This is a genomic window from Olivibacter sp. XZL3, from assembly GCF_004368405.1.
GTDB lineage: Bacteria > Bacteroidota > Bacteroidia > Sphingobacteriales > Sphingobacteriaceae > Olivibacter.
Window position 1 is genome coordinate 25,291 of record NZ_SBJH01000110.1, and the last position, 21,525, is coordinate 46,815.

General features: G+C 44.2%; 20 protein-coding genes. 9 read left to right on the forward strand and 11 right to left on the reverse strand.

Going from position 1 to position 21,525, the window contains the following annotated elements; translation table 11 throughout:
- Positions 1-2: 2 nt before the first annotated feature.
- From EPX21_RS20515 to EPX21_RS20530, 4 genes are read right to left on the reverse strand one after another with little or no spacing between them, the layout of a single operon-like run.
- Positions 3-1,046 (reverse strand): lysylphosphatidylglycerol synthase transmembrane domain-containing protein, encoded by a 1,044-nt coding sequence (locus EPX21_RS20515; protein WP_134091531.1) that lies wholly within the window; start codon positions 1,044-1,046, stop codon positions 3-5.
- Entirely contained in the window at positions 1,047-1,991 is a 945-nt protein-coding gene (locus tag EPX21_RS20520) for a CDP-alcohol phosphatidyltransferase family protein (protein ID WP_134091532.1), read from the reverse strand.
- Positions 1,966-2,862 (reverse strand): hypothetical protein, encoded by an 897-nt coding sequence (locus EPX21_RS20525; RefSeq protein WP_134091533.1) that lies wholly within the window; start codon positions 2,860-2,862, stop codon positions 1,966-1,968. Before EPX21_RS20525 ends, EPX21_RS20520 begins: the two co-directional genes overlap by 26 nt.
- 7 nt (positions 2,863-2,869) lie before the next feature.
- Positions 2,870-3,589 carry an NDP-sugar synthase gene (locus EPX21_RS20530; protein WP_134091534.1) on the reverse strand — a complete coding sequence of 240 codons (720 nt, stop codon included), beginning with the start codon at positions 3,587-3,589 and terminating at the stop codon, positions 2,870-2,872.
- 381 nt (positions 3,590-3,970) lie between these two features.
- On the opposite strand from EPX21_RS20530, the gene EPX21_RS20535 reads away from it, so the two are divergent.
- Positions 3,971-5,215: an MFS transporter gene (locus tag EPX21_RS20535; protein ID WP_134091535.1), complete on the forward strand. Its 1,245-nt coding sequence runs from the start codon at positions 3,971-3,973 to the stop codon at positions 5,213-5,215.
- Positions 5,216-5,253: 38 nt separating this feature from the next.
- Here the strand turns inward: EPX21_RS20535 and EPX21_RS20540 are convergent, their stop codons facing one another.
- A complete protein-coding gene (locus EPX21_RS20540; protein WP_134091536.1) occupies positions 5,254-5,454 on the reverse strand; it encodes a hypothetical protein in 201 nt (66 codons plus the stop codon).
- A 340-nt stretch (positions 5,455-5,794) separates the two neighbouring features.
- Between EPX21_RS20540 and EPX21_RS20545 the strand changes: the two genes are divergently transcribed.
- On the forward strand, positions 5,795-6,154 hold the full coding sequence (locus EPX21_RS20545) for a hypothetical protein (protein WP_134091537.1): 360 nt from the start codon (positions 5,795-5,797) through the stop codon (positions 6,152-6,154).
- Positions 6,155-6,165: 11 nt separating this feature from the next.
- Positions 6,166-6,300 (forward strand): FKBP-type peptidyl-prolyl cis-trans isomerase, encoded by a 135-nt coding sequence (locus tag EPX21_RS23560; protein WP_166670837.1) that lies wholly within the window; start codon positions 6,166-6,168, stop codon positions 6,298-6,300.
- Between the two features lie 103 nt (positions 6,301-6,403).
- Here EPX21_RS23560 and EPX21_RS20555 read toward each other — a convergent pair whose 3' ends face one another.
- The 4 genes from EPX21_RS20555 to EPX21_RS22825 form a co-directional block, all read right to left on the reverse strand.
- Complete coding sequence (locus tag EPX21_RS20555) at positions 6,404-6,598, reverse strand: YtxH domain-containing protein (RefSeq protein ID WP_134091538.1); 195 nt, start codon at positions 6,596-6,598, stop codon at positions 6,404-6,406.
- A gap of 82 nt (positions 6,599-6,680) precedes the next feature.
- Positions 6,681-7,778 (reverse strand): MBL fold metallo-hydrolase, encoded by a 1,098-nt coding sequence (locus EPX21_RS20560; protein WP_134091539.1) that lies wholly within the window; start codon positions 7,776-7,778, stop codon positions 6,681-6,683.
- Positions 7,779-7,931: 153 nt separating this feature from the next.
- The gene (locus EPX21_RS20565) at positions 7,932-9,122 is read right to left on the reverse strand and encodes an MFS transporter (RefSeq protein WP_134091540.1); all 1,191 of its coding nucleotides are present in this window, start codon (positions 9,120-9,122) and stop codon (positions 7,932-7,934) included.
- 21 nt (positions 9,123-9,143) lie between these two features.
- Positions 9,144-9,290: a hypothetical protein gene (locus EPX21_RS22825; protein ID WP_166670838.1), complete on the reverse strand. Its 147-nt coding sequence runs from the start codon at positions 9,288-9,290 to the stop codon at positions 9,144-9,146.
- 394 nt (positions 9,291-9,684) lie between these two features.
- Between EPX21_RS22825 and EPX21_RS20570 the strand changes: the two genes are divergently transcribed.
- The 3 genes from EPX21_RS20570 (at position 9,685) to EPX21_RS20580 (ending at position 15,454) form a co-directional block, all read left to right on the forward strand.
- Positions 9,685-10,203: a PPC domain-containing DNA-binding protein gene (locus EPX21_RS20570; RefSeq protein ID WP_134091541.1), complete on the forward strand. Its 519-nt coding sequence runs from the start codon at positions 9,685-9,687 to the stop codon at positions 10,201-10,203.
- 470 nt (positions 10,204-10,673) lie between these two features.
- On the forward strand, positions 10,674-13,772 hold the full coding sequence (locus EPX21_RS20575) for a TonB-dependent receptor (protein WP_134091542.1): 3,099 nt from the start codon (positions 10,674-10,676) through the stop codon (positions 13,770-13,772).
- A gap of 5 nt (positions 13,773-13,777) precedes the next feature.
- Positions 13,778-15,454 carry a RagB/SusD family nutrient uptake outer membrane protein gene (locus tag EPX21_RS20580; RefSeq protein ID WP_134091543.1) on the forward strand — a complete coding sequence of 559 codons (1,677 nt, stop codon included), beginning with the start codon at positions 13,778-13,780 and terminating at the stop codon, positions 15,452-15,454.
- Positions 15,455-15,617: 163 nt separating this feature from the next.
- On the opposite strand, the gene EPX21_RS20585 is transcribed toward EPX21_RS20580, so the two are convergent.
- Positions 15,618-16,184 carry an NADPH-dependent FMN reductase gene (locus EPX21_RS20585; RefSeq protein WP_134091544.1) on the reverse strand — a complete coding sequence of 189 codons (567 nt, stop codon included), beginning with the start codon at positions 16,182-16,184 and terminating at the stop codon, positions 15,618-15,620.
- 203 nt (positions 16,185-16,387) lie between these two features.
- On the opposite strand from EPX21_RS20585, the gene EPX21_RS20590 reads away from it, so the two are divergent.
- The 3 genes from EPX21_RS20590 to ggpS all read left to right on the forward strand — a co-directional run bounded on the left by EPX21_RS20590 (position 16,388) and on the right by ggpS (position 20,072).
- A complete protein-coding gene (locus tag EPX21_RS20590) occupies positions 16,388-16,636 on the forward strand; it encodes a hypothetical protein (RefSeq protein WP_134091545.1) in 249 nt (82 codons plus the stop codon).
- A 213-nt stretch (positions 16,637-16,849) separates the two neighbouring features.
- Positions 16,850-17,836, forward strand: a complete 987-nt coding sequence (locus tag EPX21_RS20595; RefSeq protein ID WP_134091546.1) for an NAD(P)H-dependent glycerol-3-phosphate dehydrogenase — start codon at positions 16,850-16,852, stop codon at positions 17,834-17,836.
- Between the two features lies 1 nt (position 17,837).
- Positions 17,838-20,072, forward strand: a complete 2,235-nt coding sequence (gene ggpS, locus EPX21_RS20600; RefSeq protein ID WP_134091547.1) for a glucosylglycerol-phosphate synthase — start codon at positions 17,838-17,840, stop codon at positions 20,070-20,072.
- 108 nt (positions 20,073-20,180) lie between these two features.
- Here the strand turns inward: ggpS and EPX21_RS20605 are convergent, their stop codons facing one another.
- Complete coding sequence (locus EPX21_RS20605) at positions 20,181-21,524, reverse strand: TldD/PmbA family protein (protein WP_134091548.1); 1,344 nt, start codon at positions 21,522-21,524, stop codon at positions 20,181-20,183.
- Position 21,525 lies beyond the last annotated feature (1 nt).

The following is a 21,525-nucleotide window of genomic DNA, read 5'->3' on the forward strand; positions in this document are numbered from 1 at the left end:
TTTTAACGTATATTCATATTATCATTAACTTCTTCCAATACTTCGCCTGATTTGTCAACATTGCTTTTCGAAATTCGCATCAGCGCAAGGCCTATAATAATCCAAAAGACCTCCCGGATCCGCATAATAATTCCAATAAAAATACCGGACGAAGCTGGCATGCCAACGCTTTTCAATGCCAAGGCCAAACCACCTTCCCGCGTTCCGAGCTGCATAGGAAAGAAAAATATTAAATTAGCGAATAACGACGAACCGGAACTGATAATAAGCGACTGAACAACACTCATATTCAACCCTATAGCCTTTGCCGTACAAAAAATTTCGATGCAGCCCACTACCCTTGCGATAAACTCGAAGGTCAAAGCTTTAAAAAACCGTTCCCTTCGTCTCGCGTACAATTCGGTGATCTGATAATCGATCTCTTCAAGACTTTGCCGTTTTTCCGCCACAAAAACGCTCACCTTTTTCCTCAGGCCAGGAATTTTAGCCAATACCCTAAAGGTGCTTAACGTAAATCCTTTTTTATAAACGCGACTAAACCAGTAACAAAGAACCACGCCGGTAACAAACATAATCGCACATCCCGTTACCATAATGGCATTAACCGGTACATATATTAAAATCAAGACGATGGATGCGAGCCAAAACAATACATGCGAGAACATGTGCATAAGGCTATATAGCAAAACCGAAGAACTGGCCTTTTGGATGCCCAAGTAAGGTTTCAGTTCCATAATTCGATACGGTTCACCCCCCAGTGCAACAAAAGGTGTGATATAATTGATAGCATAACCAGTGATGGTCAACTTTAGCACGGAGCCGAACGGCAAATTGCTGGCTGGTATAGCGGGCTCCTGAATGATCGCTTTAAAAGCAATCGCGTTAAAGAGGTAGATAACAAGCCAACTCCCAAGTACTGGTAAAAACCACCAACCTGTTTTCTTTATATTATCCCAAATAACGTCTATGCCCAAGGCGTATACCATGTAGCATAAGGTAGCTATCCCAATAACGAAAAATAAAAGTTTATATAACTTGCTAGCCATCTACACCTTGTACTCGTTAATGCGCTCATAAAAATGTGCACTCACTTTTTCCTGCCTATTGCACATATAAATCAGGATCGGATTCAGCACAAATAAATCGAAAAAGAAATAAATCCAGGCATAATCGATAACGAGCCACAAAAAAAGGAAAATCACACGCGTATTAAACTGCACGATATTGGTATACTTCATAAGGGGTTTATTCATATACCGAAAGTCCTTGATTAAATTGGCAGGCAAGCCGTCTTTAAATTCACTACGAATAACACCTAAAAGCTTTTGTAACTTAGGCGAAAAACGTTCTTGCATTTTCGTATAATTCAAGTAGCCCTTGGAAACAAATTTCGTCCAAGCATGCTGCGACCATGTTAAACGATCATATTCTTCCTGTAAATCCTTGCTGTTATCCAACTCACTTCCACTTGTTCCCTTAATAAAGAACAGATGTACATTTCGGTAATAGTCGGCCATCGCTGATTGAACCATATGTGAGATACCAGCGAGGATACCGAAGATCCAGATGGCGGCAGTCCAGCCTTCGTTCATAGCGCGTAAACAAATAGCGATATGAATAGAAGCAAACCAAAAATCGCCCGCGAAGCCATCTAAAATCCTACCAAATCTACTTTTGTTGTTTGTGAGGCGTGCCAGCTGGCCGTCCGCACTATCAAGTGAGTTGGCGAACATTAATAACAACATACCAACGAAGTTGATACTCAAAGACGGATAATAAAAAAGAACACCTGCCGCTACACCGAAAAAGATGCTGATAATAGTTACCGCGTTTGGTGTTAAGCCTACTTTTTGGCAAAAAAATGCAATCTGAAGACCTATGGGACGATAAAAATGAATGTCGATCTTCTCCTCCGTATCATTAGACTTCAACGAATTTTCAAAGATTTCTTTGTTCTCTTGCTTCTTATTTTTCACTTGCAATGATTCCATCAATCTGTTTCTGAAATGTGTTTATTAATAGCTGCGCAATAGAAGAAGCGGCACTTTCCCTGCAAGGCGCAAAACTCGGCCAGTCGTTCAAATCTATAATGGTAATGTTGCCCTCGGGATCGATTATCGCATCTCCTCCAAAAATATGGACATCCAAAACGCGCGCAGCATTCAATGCTATTTGTTTCAGCCCGTTTTCTTCAAACTGGTTATAAACCAGTTTACTGTTTATCTGCTCGTAATGTGCATATTTGTGATGATTGTGTTCATACGGATAAAACCAAAAGAAAAAATCGGTTCCCCTTACACCGTAGAACTTTACCAGATCGCCAACCAAATGCTTCGAGATCACCGCATCTGGAATTCCCCTCAAGGCGTATTCCCTTAAAATTCCCAACCCTTCCTCGCGTGAAGAAACGAAGGTTACGTCTTCTTTATGGATAGCGTGAAAATCACCTCGTTTTATCCAGACACCCGGCTGTGGGAACTCATTAAATAGTCGTTCATCCCGACAATCGGTAGATACAATAATACTTTTTGGATAAGGAATTTGATTTTTCACCAATAAATTGGTCATATTGGTACGGAAACAATTTTCTACGCCAAAAGCTGAATTGATCACACAGGCGCCCTGCGCTTCCAGCTGTTGCAATTTTTTAATCACCGTCTTCTCTCTCGCCATGGAAACAACGCATGAATCCGCGCTAACCGCATCATCTTGCAAAAACTCTTCCTCACTGTAGATACGAACATCACAGCCCTCCCTTTTTAAAGCGTCCATGCTCAGCAAAAAGATTGCTTCGTCATTTCCTATATGGTTTGGAGAAAATGTCCGCCCGCGGCGAACACCGATTATCTTGATCTTTTTCACTTGCTGTTTATTGCGATATCTTTTCTTCGTTTAACCACTCTTCCGCTAAGTGCAGATCCGCTAAATGGTCGATATCTATTATTTTATTAAAAATAAACGCTTTCACGCTCAATCGTTCTGTTAATAACAGCCGTTGATAGTTTCGCATGCGTTCTACCTTGTTATTAATCGCCTTATCCACGCATTGTAACGCCTTCCTTCGCAAGGCATAAATCCCTCCCGAAACAAGGATACCGGCTTCTCCTGCTTTCGTATCGGTAAAGGCAACAACGTCACCGGTTTCGTTCACTTCTACATATAGGGGGCTTTCATCTTCTACAAAGGGCGTCACCGCCATTAGGGCGTCGAGTTTTTTATCGCCTTGAAAAGCTTGCAAATAGCTTCTAAACTCCTCTTCCCTAAAAATAGTATCCACAGTAGTCGCACATAACTCGTTAACGGTCGGTATGTCCTTTAAAAGTTCATAGAAGCTATGCAAAGAACTTTCCGTACTTTTTTGCACCACACGAATAGGCACTTTGCCGCCGTAGGAAGCTAAGAAGTCTACCAATGACGCCGATTCTTCATTAACGATAATATGGATTGTTTCCGCCCCGTTTGCTGCAAAAATGGCGATTAACCGCTCTATTAAAGGGATGCCGTTTAACCTAGCCAAAGGTTTCGGATAGGGGTAACCACTCTTCGCCAAGCGCGACCCTTCACCGGCAGCAATTATTGCAAAGTCCATATTCTTTCTATAAATTTCTTAAGCGCACAAACTTAGATAAACTTTCCTTTAAATGAAAACCTGTAAATTTTGGTACGGAAACATTATTCCGTCAACTTCGACCGCAAAGAAACGCCATACAACGCTTATTTTGGCACGCAAATCGGTCAGAAAACCATAAATGCTTAACAATAACCTAACAGAGCGAGCTTACCGATAAATCATCATAGACGTCTTAATCCTTTTATAAAGACGGTCGAAAAGTCAAATTCATATTTTTTTTACACAAAAAAAACAATGGCGAACCTGCTATAGGCTGTTGGTTTTCCCTTTCTCGTTAAAGTGTATAATAAGATAGTTAAAAACTTTCACTACTTTAGAAAACTAAACAGAAAGACCTACATGAATTTTTCCCTGCGCTTCAAGCTGTCTTTTATGATGTTTTTTGAATATTTCATAAAGGGCGCCTGGTTTGTAACCTTAGGAACTTACTTAACCCATAATTTACAAGCCTCCGGTTTCGAAATTGCCAATATATTTTCCACCCATTCATTGGGAGCCGTTGCCGCCCCCTTCTTTATAGGACTCATTGCCGACAAGTACTTTAATGCCGAGAAACTTCTGGGGGTCCTTCACTTGTTTGGTGCATTATTATTGTTTCTGATGTATCGATCCGACAGTGCTGCCGACTTCTACCCTTATGTATTGGCCTATTTCATTGCGTATATGTCATCACTCGCACTAAGCAACGCTATTTGCTTTCGGCATTTAGCGGAGCCTAGAAAACAATTTCCAGCCATCCGCGTATGGGGAACCGTCGGATGGATCATCGCCGGCATTGCGATTAGCTACGTCTTTCATTGGGACAAAAGTGAGGCAATTGCTGCCGGCGCATTAAAAAAGACCTTTTTATTGGGCTGTTTTTCATCACTGCTTTTAGCTATATTCAGTTTCACCTTGCCTCAGACACCCCCCGTCAACACCGGTATAAGGGCTAAAAACGACGTGTTGTCATTACTCGGATTTGACGCCCTCGGCTTATTAAAACAGAAAGACTTTTTAATTTTCTTTGTTTCAGCTATATTAATCTGTATACCTTTAGCCTTCTATTATCAAAATGCCAATCCTTTTTTAACGGCCGTCGGTCTATCCAACCCCACCGCTAAAATGGCATTAGGCCAATTCTCGGAGGCGCTGTGCTTACTCTTTATTCCTTTCTTCTTTGCTAAATTAGGTTACAAAAAGACGATTCTTGTAGGCATTGCGGCCTGGGTTATCCGTTACCTCCTTTTTGCCTATGGCGACGCAGGAAGTCTATCTTTTATGTTCATTACAGCTATACTCTTACACGGAGTCTGTTATGATTTTCTATTTGTAGTAGGACAAATCTATACGGACACCATTGCGGGAGAACGCTATCGGTCGTCCGCACAGGGCTTAGTAACGATCGCCATGTACGGTATAGGCATGTTGATCGGTTTCTGGGTAGCCGGTTTTATTGCTGAATACTTAAAAGTACAACAGGTTGTTAACTTTTGGAAATATTTATGGATATCTCCTGCAATTATTGCTGCAGTGGTTTTCGTCCTGTTCCTGGTCTTCTTTAAAGATCAAAGACTCCAAAAGGAGCGAGCGGATGTCTCTTAAAAGGGGCATTCGTTCATATCGAACCCGCCCCTTCCCGGCTACCGCTTGGTAAAGGTGTTCAGCCATGCTATGATAGCCGAATCGTCTACGGAAAAAAGAGCAACCAGTACCACTATAACGAAAGAAAAAAGTAGAATACTGGAAAAATCCAAGGCATTTTGCTTTTCAAGTAACGAAACACCATGTCTTGATCTCCTTCTGGTATTTCGTTGATGGTGGTTTATTCTTCTTGTATACATAATAGGTTATTTTAATACTGACAAACTAAATTAACAATTTTTCGCGCATCGAGCTTTTAACAGGCAGCGAATGAGGCCTTTTTGTCGATTTTACACACAATTACACACCGCTTTGATAAACAATGCCCATGATAATACCATAAAAAATAAAAAGGATTCCCGAACAAGTCTGCATGAAGATCGGGCTAATCTCCGAAGCCATCTTCGGGAGAGGCAGAAGCCGACAGCCCATTAAAAAGCAGTTTAGAACTACTGTAGCGAAAATTCGTCAACCAACGTTAAAACGACGAACTTAAACTCACTTGCAGTAACACAAGAGAAAAATTTAACCTTCAGACAAATGAAACACGCAAACAAAATTTTATTTTTACTTTTCGGGGCGCTTATTGTTTTTTCAGCATGCGATAAGAACGATTTCGATGAAATCCAGCGAGAAAACGCACGACAGGATTCAATCACCAGAGCACGTATACAAAAAGCCCTTGCTGAACAGGAACCGATCTTACGGGCTTATGTTCAAGACCCAGGCAATGGGTGGATCAACCCGAGACGCAATGATAGCACGGGTATTTGGTACGAGGTCTTGGCTGCCGGGCAATCTGATTCATATACGTACAAACTGAACTCCCTTGGCCAGATTGTTGCGCCCACGGTAGAAGTCAAATATAAAGGACGCAAAGCATTCCCACCTTTGGGTTGACGAATTCCGGATTGAAAAAGGGTTCTAAGATCCGTTTTGTTACGCCCTCGCCTTGGGGCTATGACGATAAAGCTAATGAAAAAATTCCAGCCAATTCTCCTTTGGTATTTGAAATTGAAGTGATCGATATTAGCGATAATCTTTAGCAGAAAATCTCAAAACATGACGAACAGCGCCGAAATTAAACACAAATTTAGGCGCTGTTTTTCCTGCTTGTAACTTTTTAAATAAAAAACAAAGCCTACAGGCTTACTCGTACTGTTTTGCTTTATGTTTAAAATCTCGCCCCACATCGTCTTTAAACCGCATTATCTTTTCTTTCCATTCAGGCGCTTTGTCCTTTATATCGTCTACCATAGACCGGCCGTTTGCATCTTTTTTCGTCGCATATTTATAGGCACCGTACGCCGCTGCACCTAATAACAGTGTTCTAAATAGTCCCATTTTTTTCTGATTTACACGTTTAACTATTTGTCAACAGTTAGGCCGCGAGATTGTTTCAAAGAAAACGATTTACTTTCCGGCATCAATTCACTCCGTTCCACCATTCCTGGAACGACTGTAAACGATCGCCGAGGTATACAACTTCGCCTATTTTGGGAGTAAGCAAAGGAAGCTTTGCGGCTTTCGCAAGTGCACTTATCCTTTTCAAAGGCTCATCCCAAGGATGCAATGAAAGCGCAAATTTTGACGAGTGCACTGGAAAAAGCTGCTTTGCCCGCAGCGCTTCGGCTGCTTTAATCACCTCTTCGGGCAGCATATGTATAGCTTGCCATGCTTTGTTATATTGGCCATTATCGAGGATCGCTAAATCAATCGGCCCAAATTGCTCACCTATGGCAGCAAAATGTGTATCGTAACCGCTATCACCTCCCATGTAAATCCGTCGTTTGGGGGTTTCCAGCAAAAACGAAAGCCAAAGGGTATTATTCCGGCTAAAACTTCTACCTGCAAAATGCCGTGAAGGTGCTGTGTATAACACCGCATGGTTGCTTAGCTCCATCCGTTCATTCCAATCCTTTTCAATAATCTTATCGGCATCAAATCCCCAATGTTCCAAATGCGACCCCACCCCCAAACCGCAAATCACCTGTGCCACCTTGCCTTTCAACGCCAACACAGTTTCGTGATCAAGATGGTCGTAATGATCATGCGTTATCAGTAGATAATCAATGGCCGGCATGTCGGCCGCTGTATAGCGGTCGGCTCCTCTAAAACTGATGTTCGAACGAGGGATCGGCGATGCATTACCGCAAAATACCGGGTCTATTAAGTATCGTTTACCGTCCAACTGTAACAGGTAGGAAGAATGTCCAAACCAAACCAAAAGATCATTTTCAGCCTTCAGCTGAACTAAATCTGTTTTAATGGATGGAATTTCGTCAACGGGTCTATTTCTTGGATCCCTTCGGAAAAGAAAATTATAAAGCACGCCGATAAAAGAATACCCTTTAGTAAGATTGGGAGTGAAATGTTCATTCTGAAACTTTCCATCCCGATAATTGGGCGATCGTTTTAGCCGTTCCAAGCGCTCGCCGGACGGCGCCTTACCAAACTTATCCTGTCGGACATAAAGAAAAACTGCGACAGTCAGCAGCAATGCCGCACTGAGAATAAATACCATAAGGCCTTTTATTATTTTTTAATCGTTTCTTACTTGTTCACTTTGTTACCATTCCCGTATTCCGCTTCAAGCAACTGGAATAGCCTTCATCACAAAGATATTTAATAGTTACGATGAAAACGCAAAGCTAAAACCTATAAAGCGATAATTTTGCTATACGGGAAGCCGTATCCTTCTCAAAACGATTAACAAGGCGAAGGTTAGCGAAGCCATAACGAAGTAGCAGATTGCGAGCGTGCTTTGGTTGCTCACTTTTACCAGACTTACCATACCATAACTTAGTACAGAGGTTATTAAATAAGACCCCCCGCTGGTTATACCGCTCGATATACCGGCATTTTGCGGGAAACGTGTTAAACAAAAAGTAAAATAAACATTGTACATAAAACCCGAACAAACATGCATGCTAAACACAAACAACATGAGCACATAGATATCGGCCGTAAACATGCCCACCAAAAACATGAACAGGGCAATAAAACATTGGGAAAAATTAGCAATACGCAATTTAGTCAATAAAGGCCGACTTGTTAGTCGCTTCGCTACCATGCCGCCCGTAAAAAGCCCGAGGCCCGAAATGAGCGCGCAATAACCGGTTACTACCGATGAAAAGTGAAACTGCTCTTCAATAATAAAAGGCGCAGTCATACCGAAAATCAAGACCATCGCGTAGGTCGCTCCCAACACAAAGAGTCCGAGCGAAAAGTCGGGCGTTCCAAGCACCTTACGATAATTCCTCACAACCGCGGACATCCGAAAGGCCTGTATGTGGCGCATCGCTTCCCCACAATAACGGTATTCTAACATAAAGGATAACAGCGCATACAAGCCTAAAAAAATAAAATTGGATGTCCAGCCCCAATACGATTGCAAATATCCCCCTAAAAAGGGCGCGGTGATCGGGCCAAGCGCCCATACTACCGACAACAAGCCCATATAATGTTTTAACTTTTCGCCGGTATAAATGTCTACCAAAAAAGCACGCTTCGCAACTACTATAAGGGCTGTCAGTATTCCTTGCAGGATGCGTACGATATAAAGGAAATACAGATTTTGCATATAAGCTATCGAAAAATTACTCAATGCAAAAAGCAATAACGCACCCAACACAATTTTGTATCTTCCAAAACTGTCCACTATGCTTCCGGCGACAAACATCGTAATACCATAGCTGATCAAAAAGCATGAGAGGGTAAACTGGATGCCCGCAGCACTCGTTTGAAAAACCGACTGCATCTCGGGAAACGAGGGAATGTAAATATCGGTAACCAAACCCGATAAAGGAACTAAAACAAAGGTGGAAACGGTGCTTATTTTCTCATACTTATTATTATATAGCTTCATCGTACCTCTCGCTTTTTAAGATTAGAAAACTAATACGGAGGCACCGAATGGTCTATCCCCCATACGCGGCTTGGTGGTTGTGTAGGTAATCAATGGCAAGAAGTGATCGTCGGGCATTTTCCTGCACGTTCTTTTATAGTATTCCTGTAAGGTCGCTACCCTATGCATTATAAAGAGAAGTTAATCGGCTCCAAAGATATGAAAATCAATAAGCCCTTAAAACGCTATTTCAAAAGCGTTGCTAAAATCCTACTACATTATTATCCAAATAGCCTTGATAAAAAAACTGCGTCGAGGATAGCCTTCTCTTCGGTTGCCACCGCATACCTTTGCCGGCACGAACCCTTAAAAAGTCACCCACTTTCGCGTTTTAAAAAAATGCGCAGGCCAATCGCGATTTCAGTTGTGGATTAGCGATATACCGAACGACTTTTTAGCACCCCACGCTTGGCCACTATAAATTAAAATAAACAAAGCATGGATAAAATTGTAACTGATAATAAGTAATGACCGACTAAAAAAGAACGCTGGTCGGCCACCTTAGCACCTACAATAAAACATCATGAAAATAGGTCAAGTACATGCAACCTTTCTCCTATTTATCTGTCTGAGCTTCTTTGATGTCAGCTCATCGCTTGCGCAAGAGAAGGATTCGACACTGCGGTACACTAAAGTACAAAGCGGTTACTTAATGGTGTTGAGACAAGGAGACAATGTGATCGAACAGCTCGAGCGCTTCGCCCAAAAAGAGCACATCCCATCTGCCAACTTTACCGGTATGGGCTTTGTGAACATCACCTTTGGTTTCTTCGATTCAGCAAAGAAGAAATTCGACCCGCAACATTTTAAAGATGTGGAATTGGCCAGTATGCAGGGAACTATCGCTTGGCAGCAAGGCAAGCCTAGCATACACTTACACGGTGTGGTAGCGGGCAAAGATTTCAAGGCCTATGGAGGCCATATTCTCGACGGAACAGTCGGTACAGGATCTTTGGAAATTATGATTATCCCGCACGAAAAAAAATTTGAAAGGGTATTTGAAGAGGATTTGGGCGCCGACGTACTCCATTTGAAACCCTAAGGGCAGATGTAGCGCAAACACACCCACTAAAATAGAACTTCCTACAAGAAATGGGCCGTTTTCTATAAATCGGCTTACGATAACGTTATCGTAAAAAAACTGGGGATCAGATACCCCAATCCAAACATATTCTTTGCACTTTGCCGTTGATTATGTAACAGTAGCTATGGCGAAACCCTATAGTGAAACCAGAGACCAATTTTGAACGTAAACTTAAATAAAGTAATTATGAACCGTAAAATAATTAAATTCTTAGATGAAAGCTTCTATTGTTTGATACTCTACAGACCTAAAGAGCCAATGTAATACTTGTTAATCAACATCAAACGATATATCAAGCGAACCATTCAGTTCCGCAAAAAGTAAGCGTTAAATAATATTAACCGCTTCCTACCCATTTTTGCGTGGTGTTCCGTGCATCCGAGATATTGATAAACCAGTCAATTATAAACAATAATAAATTATTTTCAATGAAAACCAGTTTAGCCAAAAAACAACTTAAGCAGGGGATACTGCTCATGTCCCTACTGTATTCACCCTGGCTGGCGTCCAGCTCATTCGCTGCCTTTCATGCTCCACCCCACAGCAAGCTATCGAGCGATTTTCAGGAACGTGAAATCAAGGGCCGGGTACTAGACGAAAACAAAAAGCCTCTGCAAGGAGCTACTGTGGCGATTAAAGGGACAACAAAAAAAGTTTCAACCAATGAAAGCGGCGCATTCGTTATCCAGTCTAGCGCCCCAACCGATGTATTAATCATCTCTTTTATCGGATACGAACCGGCCGAACAGATACTAAGAGCGGGCCAATCGGAACAGATCGTTATCACGTTAAAACCTGATGACGATACCGCGCTCGATGAAGTCGTTGTAGTGGGCTACGGTAGTCAGCGTAAGCAGGATGTAACCGGTGCCGTTTCTTCGGTCAGCGCACAATCCATTGCCGAGGTACCGGTAACACAACCGTCTCAAGCGCTGCAAGGTCGGGCAGCAGGTGTGTTTGTAACCAACACAAACAATAAACCAGGGGGTGCCGCAACCGTGCGTATCCGCGGAAACCGCTCTTTTTCTGCGGGCAACGACCCCCTCTATGTAATAGATGGTATTCCGATTACAGGCGGACTGGAAGATATCCCCCCACAGGATATCGCCTCTATGGAAGTGCTGAAAGATGCCTCTGCTACCGCCATCTACGGCTCGCGTGGAGCGAACGGCGTCGTTATCATCACAACAAAGCGCGGAACCGCAGGTAAAACCACCGTTAGCTACGACAATTGGTTTGGCTTTTCCAGTGCGTATAAACAGATTGAGATGATGAATGGCGAGCAATTCGCCGAATTTAAAAGGGAATCCCGACGGGCAACCGGGAATTATGACGATAATGACCCAAATGCCGATCAAAATACACCAGGGCTATTCGACCCGGTAGAACTCACCTCCATTGCACAGGGCCGAAGCACCGATTACCAAGATCTCATGCTCCAAACAGGGCACAGCATGAACCATTCGCTAAGCATATTGGGTGGATCAGAAAAGACCCGCTTCAATGTAAGCTTCAATTACATGAACGACAAAGGGATTATACCCATCCAAGACTTTAGCCGCTATGCCATGCGGGTCAACCTCGATCACCAGATCGGTGACCGGATACGCATTGGTACTTCCATGTTGGGCAACTATAGCATCACAAATGGTCAAGATCTGAATCCTTATGACGATGCACTGCTAGAAAACCCGCTAGGTGTTCCCTACGATGAGCAAGGTAATCTTATATTTTTGCCCACAACCGACGGACTGCGTAGCAATCCCTTAAGCGAATTGGTCCCGGGCGCCCTGCTCAATAAAAACAAACGCATGCGTCTATTCAGCAGCATCTACGGTGAAGCTACCTTGGCCGAAGGACTCACGTTTCGCCTCAACTTCGGTCCGGATCTCATTCAAAATCGCGTCGGCAATTTTCAGGGCCGGTATACGAATACGCGTTTGGGAGGATCCGCTGCTGCGCAGGGAAACGAAGACTTAGTGTTCAATTATACGCTGGAAAACATCTTAAAATACAATAAAACTTTTGCCGAAAAGCACGCCTTGGAAGTTACGGGGCTATTTGGTTTGCAACACCGGCAGTTCGAAGCCACCGATATCAGCGTCAGGGGCATTCCGGTTGAAGAAATGCAGTATTTCAATTTTGGTGCGGCAGAAGAAATATTGGGCACGGGAAGTGATTTTCAACGATGGGATATCATTTCTTATATGGGCCGTGTAAACTACATTTTTGACGATCGCTTTCTGGCCACGATAACTACCCGGATCGATGGATCCTCCCGCTTCGGAAGAAACCATCGTTATGGATTTTTCCCTTCGCTCGCTTTAGGCTGGACAATGAGCAACGAATCCTTTATGGAAGGTAATAAAATCTTTGACCTCTTAAAGCTACGCGCATCATACGGTGAAACGGGCAACACCGGTATCGACCCATACGGCACACAAGGGCTCTTACGGCGCACCACTTACGCCTTTGACGAGACAGCGGGATTTGGCTTCCGGCCCAACCAGTTACAAAACGATAATCTGAAATGGGAAACGACGCGTCAATTCAATATTGGTTTAGACTATGCAATCCTCGGAGGTCGCGTGTCGGGCGCGGCTGAATTCTATACTCAACAAACCCGCGACCTGCTTATGGAACGCCAACTACCGTTCACAACCGGCTTTGGATCCATTATGGAAAACGTAGGATCAACCAAAAACACGGGTTTTGAATTTAGTATATCGTCCACGAATATTAAACCGAAAGATGAGAACGGTTTTAGCTGGAACACAGATCTCAACTTTGCAACAAACAAAGAAAGCATCACCGAATTGTACGGTGGAAAACAAGACGATGTAGGTAACCGCTGGTTTATTGGACAACCGATACAGGTCTATTACGACTTTGAAAAGACGGGCATCTGGCAAAGCAACGAAGCAGAAGAAGCCGCCCGTTATGGCCGCGTACCGGGCGAAATAAAGATCCGAGACCAGAACGAGGACGGTGTCATTAACGACCTGGATCGGGTTATTCTGGGTAATAACAGACCCTCTCTTACCGGAGGATTAACCAACCGCTTTGCTTATCGTGGCTTCGACCTATCAGTTTTCCTTTATTTCAATTTCGGAAACATGATTTATAGTTCCTTTCACGAAGTACACAACACCCTTTTTGGGCGATATAATAACCTGAATGTCGACTATTGGACGCCCAATAATCCGACTAATGCTTATCCAAGGCCCAATCAAAACCAAGAACGGCCTGTGTATAACACCACCATGGCCTACTTTAGCGGCTCCTTCGTCAAAATCAGAAACGTTAATCTGGGTTACAATTTCCCGAAAAGCTGGGCGTCAAAAATAGGTGCCGAATCGCTCCGCCTCTATGTGAGTGCCCAACAGCCATTAATTATCTCCTCGTATGTCAACAAACACCAAGGCGTTGACCCCGAAGGGATCGATTTCAATGCAGATGCCGAAAACCTACCGGTAGATACACCCCCCACCCGTACTTGGCTTTTTGGTTTAAACGTTAAATTTTAACAACAATGAGAACACTATTCATGCTATCCATACTGACGCTTACCTTGTTTAGTTCTTGCAAGCGTATGCTTGATGAAGAAATCCGCTCGCAAGTAAGCGACGATTACCTTTCTACCCCTGAAGGCTTTGAAGATGGCGTTAAAGCCGCTTATTCAACCCTTCGTACTTTTCATGCCAACGAACTGGGTATGACCATGACCGTTTTTGGCACCGATACCTACACCATGGGCTCCGACGGATCGTATAAATTTATCAATGAGTATACTTCTCAATTTGATCCCCGTACAGCTTATGTACGCGACTTATGGAATAATTTATATGTAGGCATCAATACATGCAATGCCGTCATCGGCCGTGCCGACGGCATTACCGAGCTAGCCGAAGAGCAGCGCAATATCCGCAAAAGCGAAGCTCAGTTTCTGCGCGCCTATTATTATTTCACCTTGATCCAACAGTACGGTGCGGTACATCTCACCACCACCGAAACGACCGAGGCAACTACTGTAGCTTCGCGGGCGCCACTGCCCGACATCTACCAACTTGTAGAAGACGACTTACGGTCGGCCATCCAATACCTGCCTGTTGAGCAGAGCGACTATGGCCGCGCTACCAAACCTGCTGCCGAGCACCTATTGGCCAGGGTGCTGCTTACAAGAGCAAGCTCCGAAGCGGCGCAGGACAGCGATTATCAAGAGGCCGCCACCTTGGCCGAACAGGTCATCACTGGCTATAATTTCCGCTTACTCGATGACTTTGCCTCGGTTTTTGAACAAGGTGCCGGTGAGCGCAACGACGAAGTGATCTGGGCCGTTCAGTACACTAAAAATGCCATTACCAATGGCGCCGACTCAGATGCCGATGGAACCGGCAATGCGGCACATCGCTATTTTTTAATGGAATACGACGTATTACCAGGCATGAACAGGAACATTCGGGACGGCCAACCCTGGAAACGTTTTATGCCTACCAACTATACACTGGATGTGTTGTTTGCCGATCGGGTGAACGATACCCGCTATAAAAAGAGCTTCAAAGATGTATTTTATTGCAGCAGGCCGGGAACTTACAATGTAAACGGCAAGGAAGTCACCTACGCCCTAGGAGATACCGCCGTTTGGCTCCCCGGTTATCAATTAGACCCCGCAGTGAAAGCTTCGAAAAACTTTATGGTAATCGAGCCACAGGCTTATACAAAAAAACTATATCCTACCTTGATTAAGTTTTTAGATCCGGAACGCCCCGATATCAATTATGAATTCGGATCCCGCGACTTTCTGGCGTTTCGACTCGCCGAAACCTGCCTAATCGCCGCCGAAGCGTTTATGTATGCCGGAGATACGGATAAAGCCGTTACTTATATGAATAGGGTACGGGCACGGGCCGCTTATAACGGCCTGGATGAAACGGAAGACGCAGCACACCGTCAAGCCATGTTGATTACGGCGGCCGACCTAAACATCGATTTCATACTGGAAGAGCGCGGCAGGGAGCTACTCGGCGAGCAGCTCCGCTGGTATGATTTGGTACGAACCGGTCAACTCGTCACCCGGGTACAAGCTTATAACCCTGACGGCGGGCGAAATGTAAAAGAATATCATTCTTTACGTCCCATTCCCCAGGATCAGATCGACCGAACAGAAGGAGGCACAGGCAGCTTTCCTCAGAATCCGGGTTACAACTAACAGGCTAACGACATCGATGCAAAGATCACGCCGTTATGCCATCCAGTGGAAGTATTGGTAGGTTATTACACCTACTGATACTTCTATTACCGATGCCGTATGCCTGCTAATCGTCATCAATGGCAAGATAGTGAAATGCCTGTGGCGGCAGGAAAACGCCGTACTACGCCCCAGCCAACATTCTTCTTTTCGCTTCGATACACCACAATAATTCGTTCACGAAATGGTGTGCTCTTTTGTCTGTCTGAGCCTTATCAAGTGGTTCACCCTCTTCATTGAAAGCCTCTTGCACCTTCGCTACGGGAAACATTGCCGGAACCAGCATCACGCCTATTTTCCATAGACTGAACACCAAGGAAGTCGTAACCTGCGCTCCGCCGAAATTTCCGGCAGACGCGGTAGCAATGGCTATAGGCTTCTTACGCCATTCATCATACAACAAGTCAATTACGTTTTTTAAACTCGCGGGATAGCCCCCATTGTACTCCGGAGTTACCAACAAAATGCCGTCCGCCGTCCGAATTTTTGATGCAAAATCCAGTATCTTGTCGGACGGATCTTTCAAGAAACGTAAACGCTCTTCAAAAAGAGGGAAATTATAGGCATTTAAGTCGACCATCTCCACCTCAGCCAACTGATTGTTTTCGATATAACGCTGAAAATACAAGGCTACACGATGACTATTGCGACCTTGTCTGATACTTGCAGAAAGCAGAACAATTTTTGCCATATTTTTTAATTTAAAGATATACGAAGTTAAAGGCATTCCCGGTTAACACCAACTTCTCTACCCATTTTAACAAAAAATGTGGATAAACGGTCTTCTCAGCAAAAGCTACCCCTACTTAAAATATAGGAAGCGCCGATCTTTATTTCTAAAATCAAAATTAAATGGTTAAAATTGTATTAAATAATTGATAATCTAATGTTAATATGAATAAAGCAAGCAGTATACAGGCGCCTGTTTTTGTGATTCATGAGCTGATTATTCGTTTGCAGGAGATAGATTCCCTCATTGGCGAATATCAAAGTCACTATTTTAACAAAGATGAAGCGGTGGTTCAAACTACAAACAGCGTGTTACATTTTCCACTGGAACTCATTCAAATGCAATTCCAAGCCCCTCATTTAATCGGAGAAGACGAGTTACGGCAACAGTTACCGATGTATCGCCCCGTGTAAACCGCGCCGTAGCCCATGTAAATAGCTAAACCACATCACAAGCTCTGAAGAACAGAAATCGCAAAATGATCTGATTAACAGATATTTATAAACATATATCAGCTAAAAAATTAACCAATAGTTGTTTATTTTTCCTAAAACCCGTATATTTGCATCCCGTCTGGCCGTATGACTACATGGCTTTGTTATTCTTTAATTTAAAAAACCAATAATTTGATTGAATTTGGCGTTTTTGGCGGTGGCAGCTGGGCTACTGCACTTGTAAAAATTTTAACAGACAATAAAATAACAGTTAATTGGTATTTGAGAAGGGCGAAGCAAGCAAACGCAATCCAAGAAACTGGCAGCAATCCCGATTACTTAAACTTCGTCCACTTAGATACCCAATATATCCGATGTAGCTCCGACAAGCAAACGGTAGCACGAAAGAGTCCGGTAATACTCTTCGCCGTGCCGAGCGGTCAACTGGCCAACTTGTTGGAAGATTTTGATGCAGCATGGATCAACGGAAAAATCGTCTTAAATTCCATAAAGGGAACCGTCGGCGATCAGCATGAAATACCGAGCGCCTTCATTTCCACACAACTGGGTATACCGGAAAAGCTTCAGGGCATTCTTGCCGGCCCTTGCCACGCCGAAGAAATTGGCCATCGAAAAAAAACTTATCTAACAGTCGCCGCTCCGGATGTCGAGGTACAACAGCTATTACGAGGCTGTTTTGTCAGCGACTACATCGAGGTCCGTTTGGCCAATGATATAGCTGGAATAGAATACGCAGCCATTTACAAAAATGTAGTGGGTTTAGTCTGCGGAATGGCAAAAGGACTTCATTATGGCGACAACTTCCTCGCTGTGTTAGTTGCCAATGCCTTGCAAGAACTGAAAGACGTCCTCCAACAGATGGGCCGCTCGTCGGAGCTCCTTAACTCTTCTTATGCCGGCGATCTTTTGGTGACCGCTTATTCAGCGCACAGCCGCAACCGCAGTTTCGGCGAGATGATCGGTAGAGGTTACAGTGTAGACAAGGCAAAAGGCGCGATGCAGATGGTGGCCGAAGGTTACCGGGCCACACGTGGGCTCTATCAGCTCACAAAAGAGCTGCCTTGCCAGTTGCCGATTTTGCAAACCGCCTATCGCGTGTTATTCAAATATATGCCCGTATTAACTGAGTTTAAATTATTAGAACAAAAACTGAAATAGCATGATATTAGCAACAGACTTAGACGGAACATTCTTAGGTGGAGATATGGATAAAAGAATGGAGCTCTATCGGCTCATTAAGGAAGCAAAGGGTTTTACCCTTGTATTCGTTACTGGACGGGGACTTGAAACGGTTATCCCTTTACTGAACGACCCCCTTATCCCTACTCCCGATTACATCATTGCCGATGTAGGCGCCACCATAGTTAACGGACACACACTGGATAAAATCGAACCTATTCAATCTGAAATTGAGCGTAATTGGACCGAAGTTTTCGATTTACAGAAACAACTTTCGCAGGTTGAGGGCATTCAAGTGCAGGAAGTTCCGCAGCAACGCAGAAGGTCATTTTACTATTCGAAAGAAACCGATTTAGAAATGGTGATGGACATTGCAGAAAAGAAGAATCTGGACGTCATCACCTCCGTCGATAAATACTTGGATTTCCTTCCCAAAGGGGTAAACAAAGGAAGTACGCTCCGTAAATTGATCAACCTGTTAGGCGTAGCTGACGAAGAGGTTTTAGTAGCGGGCGATACCATGAACGATCTGGCAATGTTCCAAATAGGTTGTAAGGGCGTCGCCGTTGGCGCTTCCGAAGCGGCTTTGACCGAAGCAACGAGCAACAATAAGGATGTATACCACGCGAAGCAACAAGGGGCCGGTGGTATTATCGAGGCAATGCAACGGCTAGATGCTTTTCGTAAACTGTTTTCACAGCAGAACATAGCAAAAGCAAAACCGAAAACAGCAAAAAACCAATTGGTTATCGTATACCACCGATTGCCCTATGAAAAGTCCGTCATCAAAGGCCAGACTGTACGGCATGCACCTAAAAGCCCGAATGGCATCATCCCTTCACTATTGGGACTTTTTGAGAACGGACGATCAGGGATCTGGATCGGCGAAGAAGTACAGCAGAAAGACGACAAAGAAATCGCCAACCAGCTTATCGACGAACAGAAGTATCCGAAGCTTTGGAGTGCTACCATCTCCTTGTCGAAGAAAGATATCGATCAATTTTACCGCGTATTTTCAAAAGAAGCCTTCTGGCCCACCATCTTCTCCTTTGTGGATAAAGCGAAGTTTAATCATGAGGACTGGAACCACTACCTGCACATCAACAAAATTTTTGCCGAGCGCATTGCGCGCGAAGCCGACCATGGCGCGCTCGTTTGGATACACGAGTACAATCTATGGATGGTTCCTGCCTATTTAAAACCCCTACGGCCCGATTTAAAAATCGGTTTTTTCCATCACACCTCGTTTCCAGGTGCGGATGTATTCAATATCCTGCCCTGGCGAAGGGAAATAGTGGGCTCCCTGCTGCTTTGCGATTTTATCAGTTTCCATATACCGCGTTATGTCGAAAATTTCATCGATGTACTCAGGAGCCACGTCCCCTTCCGAGTGGTAAAATCGATCAAAGCCGCTAAACAGTTCCTCACCTATAGCTGTGCTTTAGGGGTAGAGAGCATGACCAAAATCATTGAAGTAGAAGGTCGAAAAATCCGCTTGGGCGCCCAACCCGTTGGCGTCAATATGGCGAGCATCAAACGCTCATTGGCTGTGTCTAAAGTCAAACAGAACATCAAGCGCATGCAAGAAAACAAGCAAAACAAAGGCATAAAAACCATTCTTTCGGTGGAGCGCTTGGATTATGTAAAGGGTCCGTTGGAAAAAATAAAGGCTTTTGGCCAGTTCCTGAAAGATTATCCCGAATACAGAGGTAAAATTGAACTGATCAATATCTGTACACCTCCTTCGCAAGGCATGAAAATCTATGATCAAATCGGAGACCAACTGAATCAGGCCATAGGTGAAATCAACGGTAAATACGCTACAATGGATTGGCTACCTATCCAATATTTCTACCGCTCGTTACCCTTTGACGAAGTCGTAACTTACTATGGAATCAGTGATATTGCTTGGATCACTCCCTTACGGGACGGCTTAAATTTGGTCGCAAAAGAATACATCGCTGCAAAGGGATTGCTGAAGGATTTCGACGGCGCACTGGTATTATCCGAATTCGCCGGAGCCTCAGTAGAACTACCTTATGCCATCCTTACTAATCCTTACGACCGGAAAAGCATGATCGAATCACTACTAAAAGCCCTGATGATGGATGTACAGGAAAAAGAAATCCGGATACAACGTTCCTTCGAAGCCGTATCTCACTTTGACGTAAGCTACTGGGGAAAAGACTTTGTGCAGGAACTGGAAAAATCATAAATCCCAAGGCATGCTACAATGCAGCCTAATAAATATAAAAAAAGCTGTCACCGAGTTTGTCTTCGACAAACATGGTGACAGCGCCCTTTACCTCCTGCCGGTTATTCCTTAAATCGCATCCGATAAAGAAGTAAAGGTAAAGTCGCGGATTTTCATTGGCGGAACCAATATATTGCCGCTACGCACGGTTTTTCCGAGCTCCTCCACATTGTTCAACATAATCACGGGACTTTCGTTGAAACGGAAATTCTTTACCGGAAACTGTATTTTACCGTTTTCAATGTAAAAAGTACCATCGCGGGTAAGCCCGGTAAGTAAAAGCGTCTGCGGATCAACGGATCGGATATACCAGAAGCGGGTAACTAAAACGCCACGTTCTGTCGTACTGATCATTTCTTCCAAGGAAGCGCTGCCTCCCGGAATAATTAGTCCACCGCCACCACCAAAACCACGTCCGCCAGCACCAAAAGGAAGCGGTTCAACGCCCTGTTGTGCAGCCCAATACCGGGAGTATTCCAAGTTTTTCACCACGCCATTTTCAACCCAAGTCGTTTTCTTCACAGGCACGCCCTCCATATCCCAAGTCGCCGATGGCAATTCAGGGTTCGTCGGATCGGTGTAGATCGATATTTTCTCATCAAAAAGTTGCTCGCCCAAGCGGGTGCCGCCCCCTTTTTTACTCATATAGCTGCGCCCCTCGTCGGCACTACGGGCATCAAAGCCTCTTGCCAGCCAGCCCACCATATCACTAACCGCTAACGGCTCAAGAATCACTGTATATTTTCCGGGCTCAATAGCACGCGCGCCCGCCGATGTTTTTGCCTTGGTGGCCGCGATTTTACTCAAAGCTCCCGTATCCAGCTTAGCCACATCGTTGAAGCTATTGCTTACATAACCTGAACCGGTTCCCTCTTGATTTCGTATCGTTACCGAGAAAGAAACGTCTGTGCTTTTATTATAGGCAAAAAGACCTTTTGAATTCATAATAGCGCGAAAGCCCTTGCTATTGTTCAAAAAACCTGCAGCTTCCAAACTGTCGGCCTTGGATACGGCCAGACTGTCCCCCACCATTTCCGCCCTTTTTAAAGGATCGATAGCCGCCGTACTTTCCACATATGTCGGCGACTCTTCATATTGTTGCGGATCGAGCGCCGGCATATATTCCGGATTTTCCGGAGCCAATTTAGCAAGCTCTTCGGCCCGTTTCACCACCTTCTGCAAAGACTCATCATCAAACTCATTGATAGAAGCCGTTCCCACACGTTTGCCATATACAGCACTGACCGACAAATCCATGGTACTGGACTCACCCGCTGTAGAAACGGCATTCCGCGCATATCGAATGTTGCCTTCCTGTGCACCCCTTAATGAAACCATACATTCATCAGAAGTGGAATAGCCAATCACTTTCTTTAAGATTGCTTGCGCTTCTTCTTTACTTAAAATAGCCATG

Excerpts from the sequence above, each read along its gene's own strand:
- EPX21_RS20515 (WP_134091531.1), bottom strand. The coding sequence starts at position 1,046 with ATGGCTAGCAAGTTATATAAACTTTTATTTTTCGTTATTGGGATAGCT.
- EPX21_RS20520 (WP_134091532.1), bottom strand. The coding sequence starts at position 1,991 with ATGGAATCATTGCAAGTGAAAAATAAGAAGCAAGAGAACAAAGAAATC.
- EPX21_RS20530 (WP_134091534.1), bottom strand. The coding sequence starts at position 3,589 with ATGGACTTTGCAATAATTGCTGCCGGTGAAGGGTCGCGCTTGGCGAAG.
- EPX21_RS20535 (WP_134091535.1), top strand. The coding sequence starts at position 3,971 with ATGAATTTTTCCCTGCGCTTCAAGCTGTCTTTTATGATGTTTTTTGAA.
- EPX21_RS20540 (WP_134091536.1), bottom strand. The coding sequence starts at position 5,454 with ATGTATACAAGAAGAATAAACCACCATCAACGAAATACCAGAAGGAGA.
- EPX21_RS20545 (WP_134091537.1), top strand. The coding sequence starts at position 5,795 with ATGAAACACGCAAACAAAATTTTATTTTTACTTTTCGGGGCGCTTATT.
- EPX21_RS20555 (WP_134091538.1), bottom strand. The coding sequence starts at position 6,598 with ATGGGACTATTTAGAACACTGTTATTAGGTGCAGCGGCGTACGGTGCC.
- EPX21_RS20560 (WP_134091539.1), bottom strand. The coding sequence starts at position 7,778 with ATGGTATTTATTCTCAGTGCGGCATTGCTGCTGACTGTCGCAGTTTTT.
- EPX21_RS20565 (WP_134091540.1), bottom strand. The coding sequence starts at position 9,122 with ATGAAGCTATATAATAATAAGTATGAGAAAATAAGCACCGTTTCCACC.
- EPX21_RS22825 (WP_166670838.1), bottom strand. The coding sequence starts at position 9,290 with ATGCATAGGGTAGCGACCTTACAGGAATACTATAAAAGAACGTGCAGG.
- EPX21_RS20570 (WP_134091541.1), top strand. The coding sequence starts at position 9,685 with ATGAAAATAGGTCAAGTACATGCAACCTTTCTCCTATTTATCTGTCTG.
- EPX21_RS20575 (WP_134091542.1), top strand. The coding sequence starts at position 10,674 with ATGAAAACCAGTTTAGCCAAAAAACAACTTAAGCAGGGGATACTGCTC.
- EPX21_RS20580 (WP_134091543.1), top strand. The coding sequence starts at position 13,778 with ATGAGAACACTATTCATGCTATCCATACTGACGCTTACCTTGTTTAGT.
- EPX21_RS20585 (WP_134091544.1), bottom strand. The coding sequence starts at position 16,184 with ATGGCAAAAATTGTTCTGCTTTCTGCAAGTATCAGACAAGGTCGCAAT.
- EPX21_RS20590 (WP_134091545.1), top strand. The coding sequence starts at position 16,388 with ATGAATAAAGCAAGCAGTATACAGGCGCCTGTTTTTGTGATTCATGAG.
- ggpS (WP_134091547.1), top strand. The coding sequence starts at position 17,838 with ATGATATTAGCAACAGACTTAGACGGAACATTCTTAGGTGGAGATATG.
- EPX21_RS20605 (WP_134091548.1), bottom strand. The coding sequence starts at position 21,524 with ATGGCTATTTTAAGTAAAGAAGAAGCGCAAGCAATCTTAAAGAAAGTG.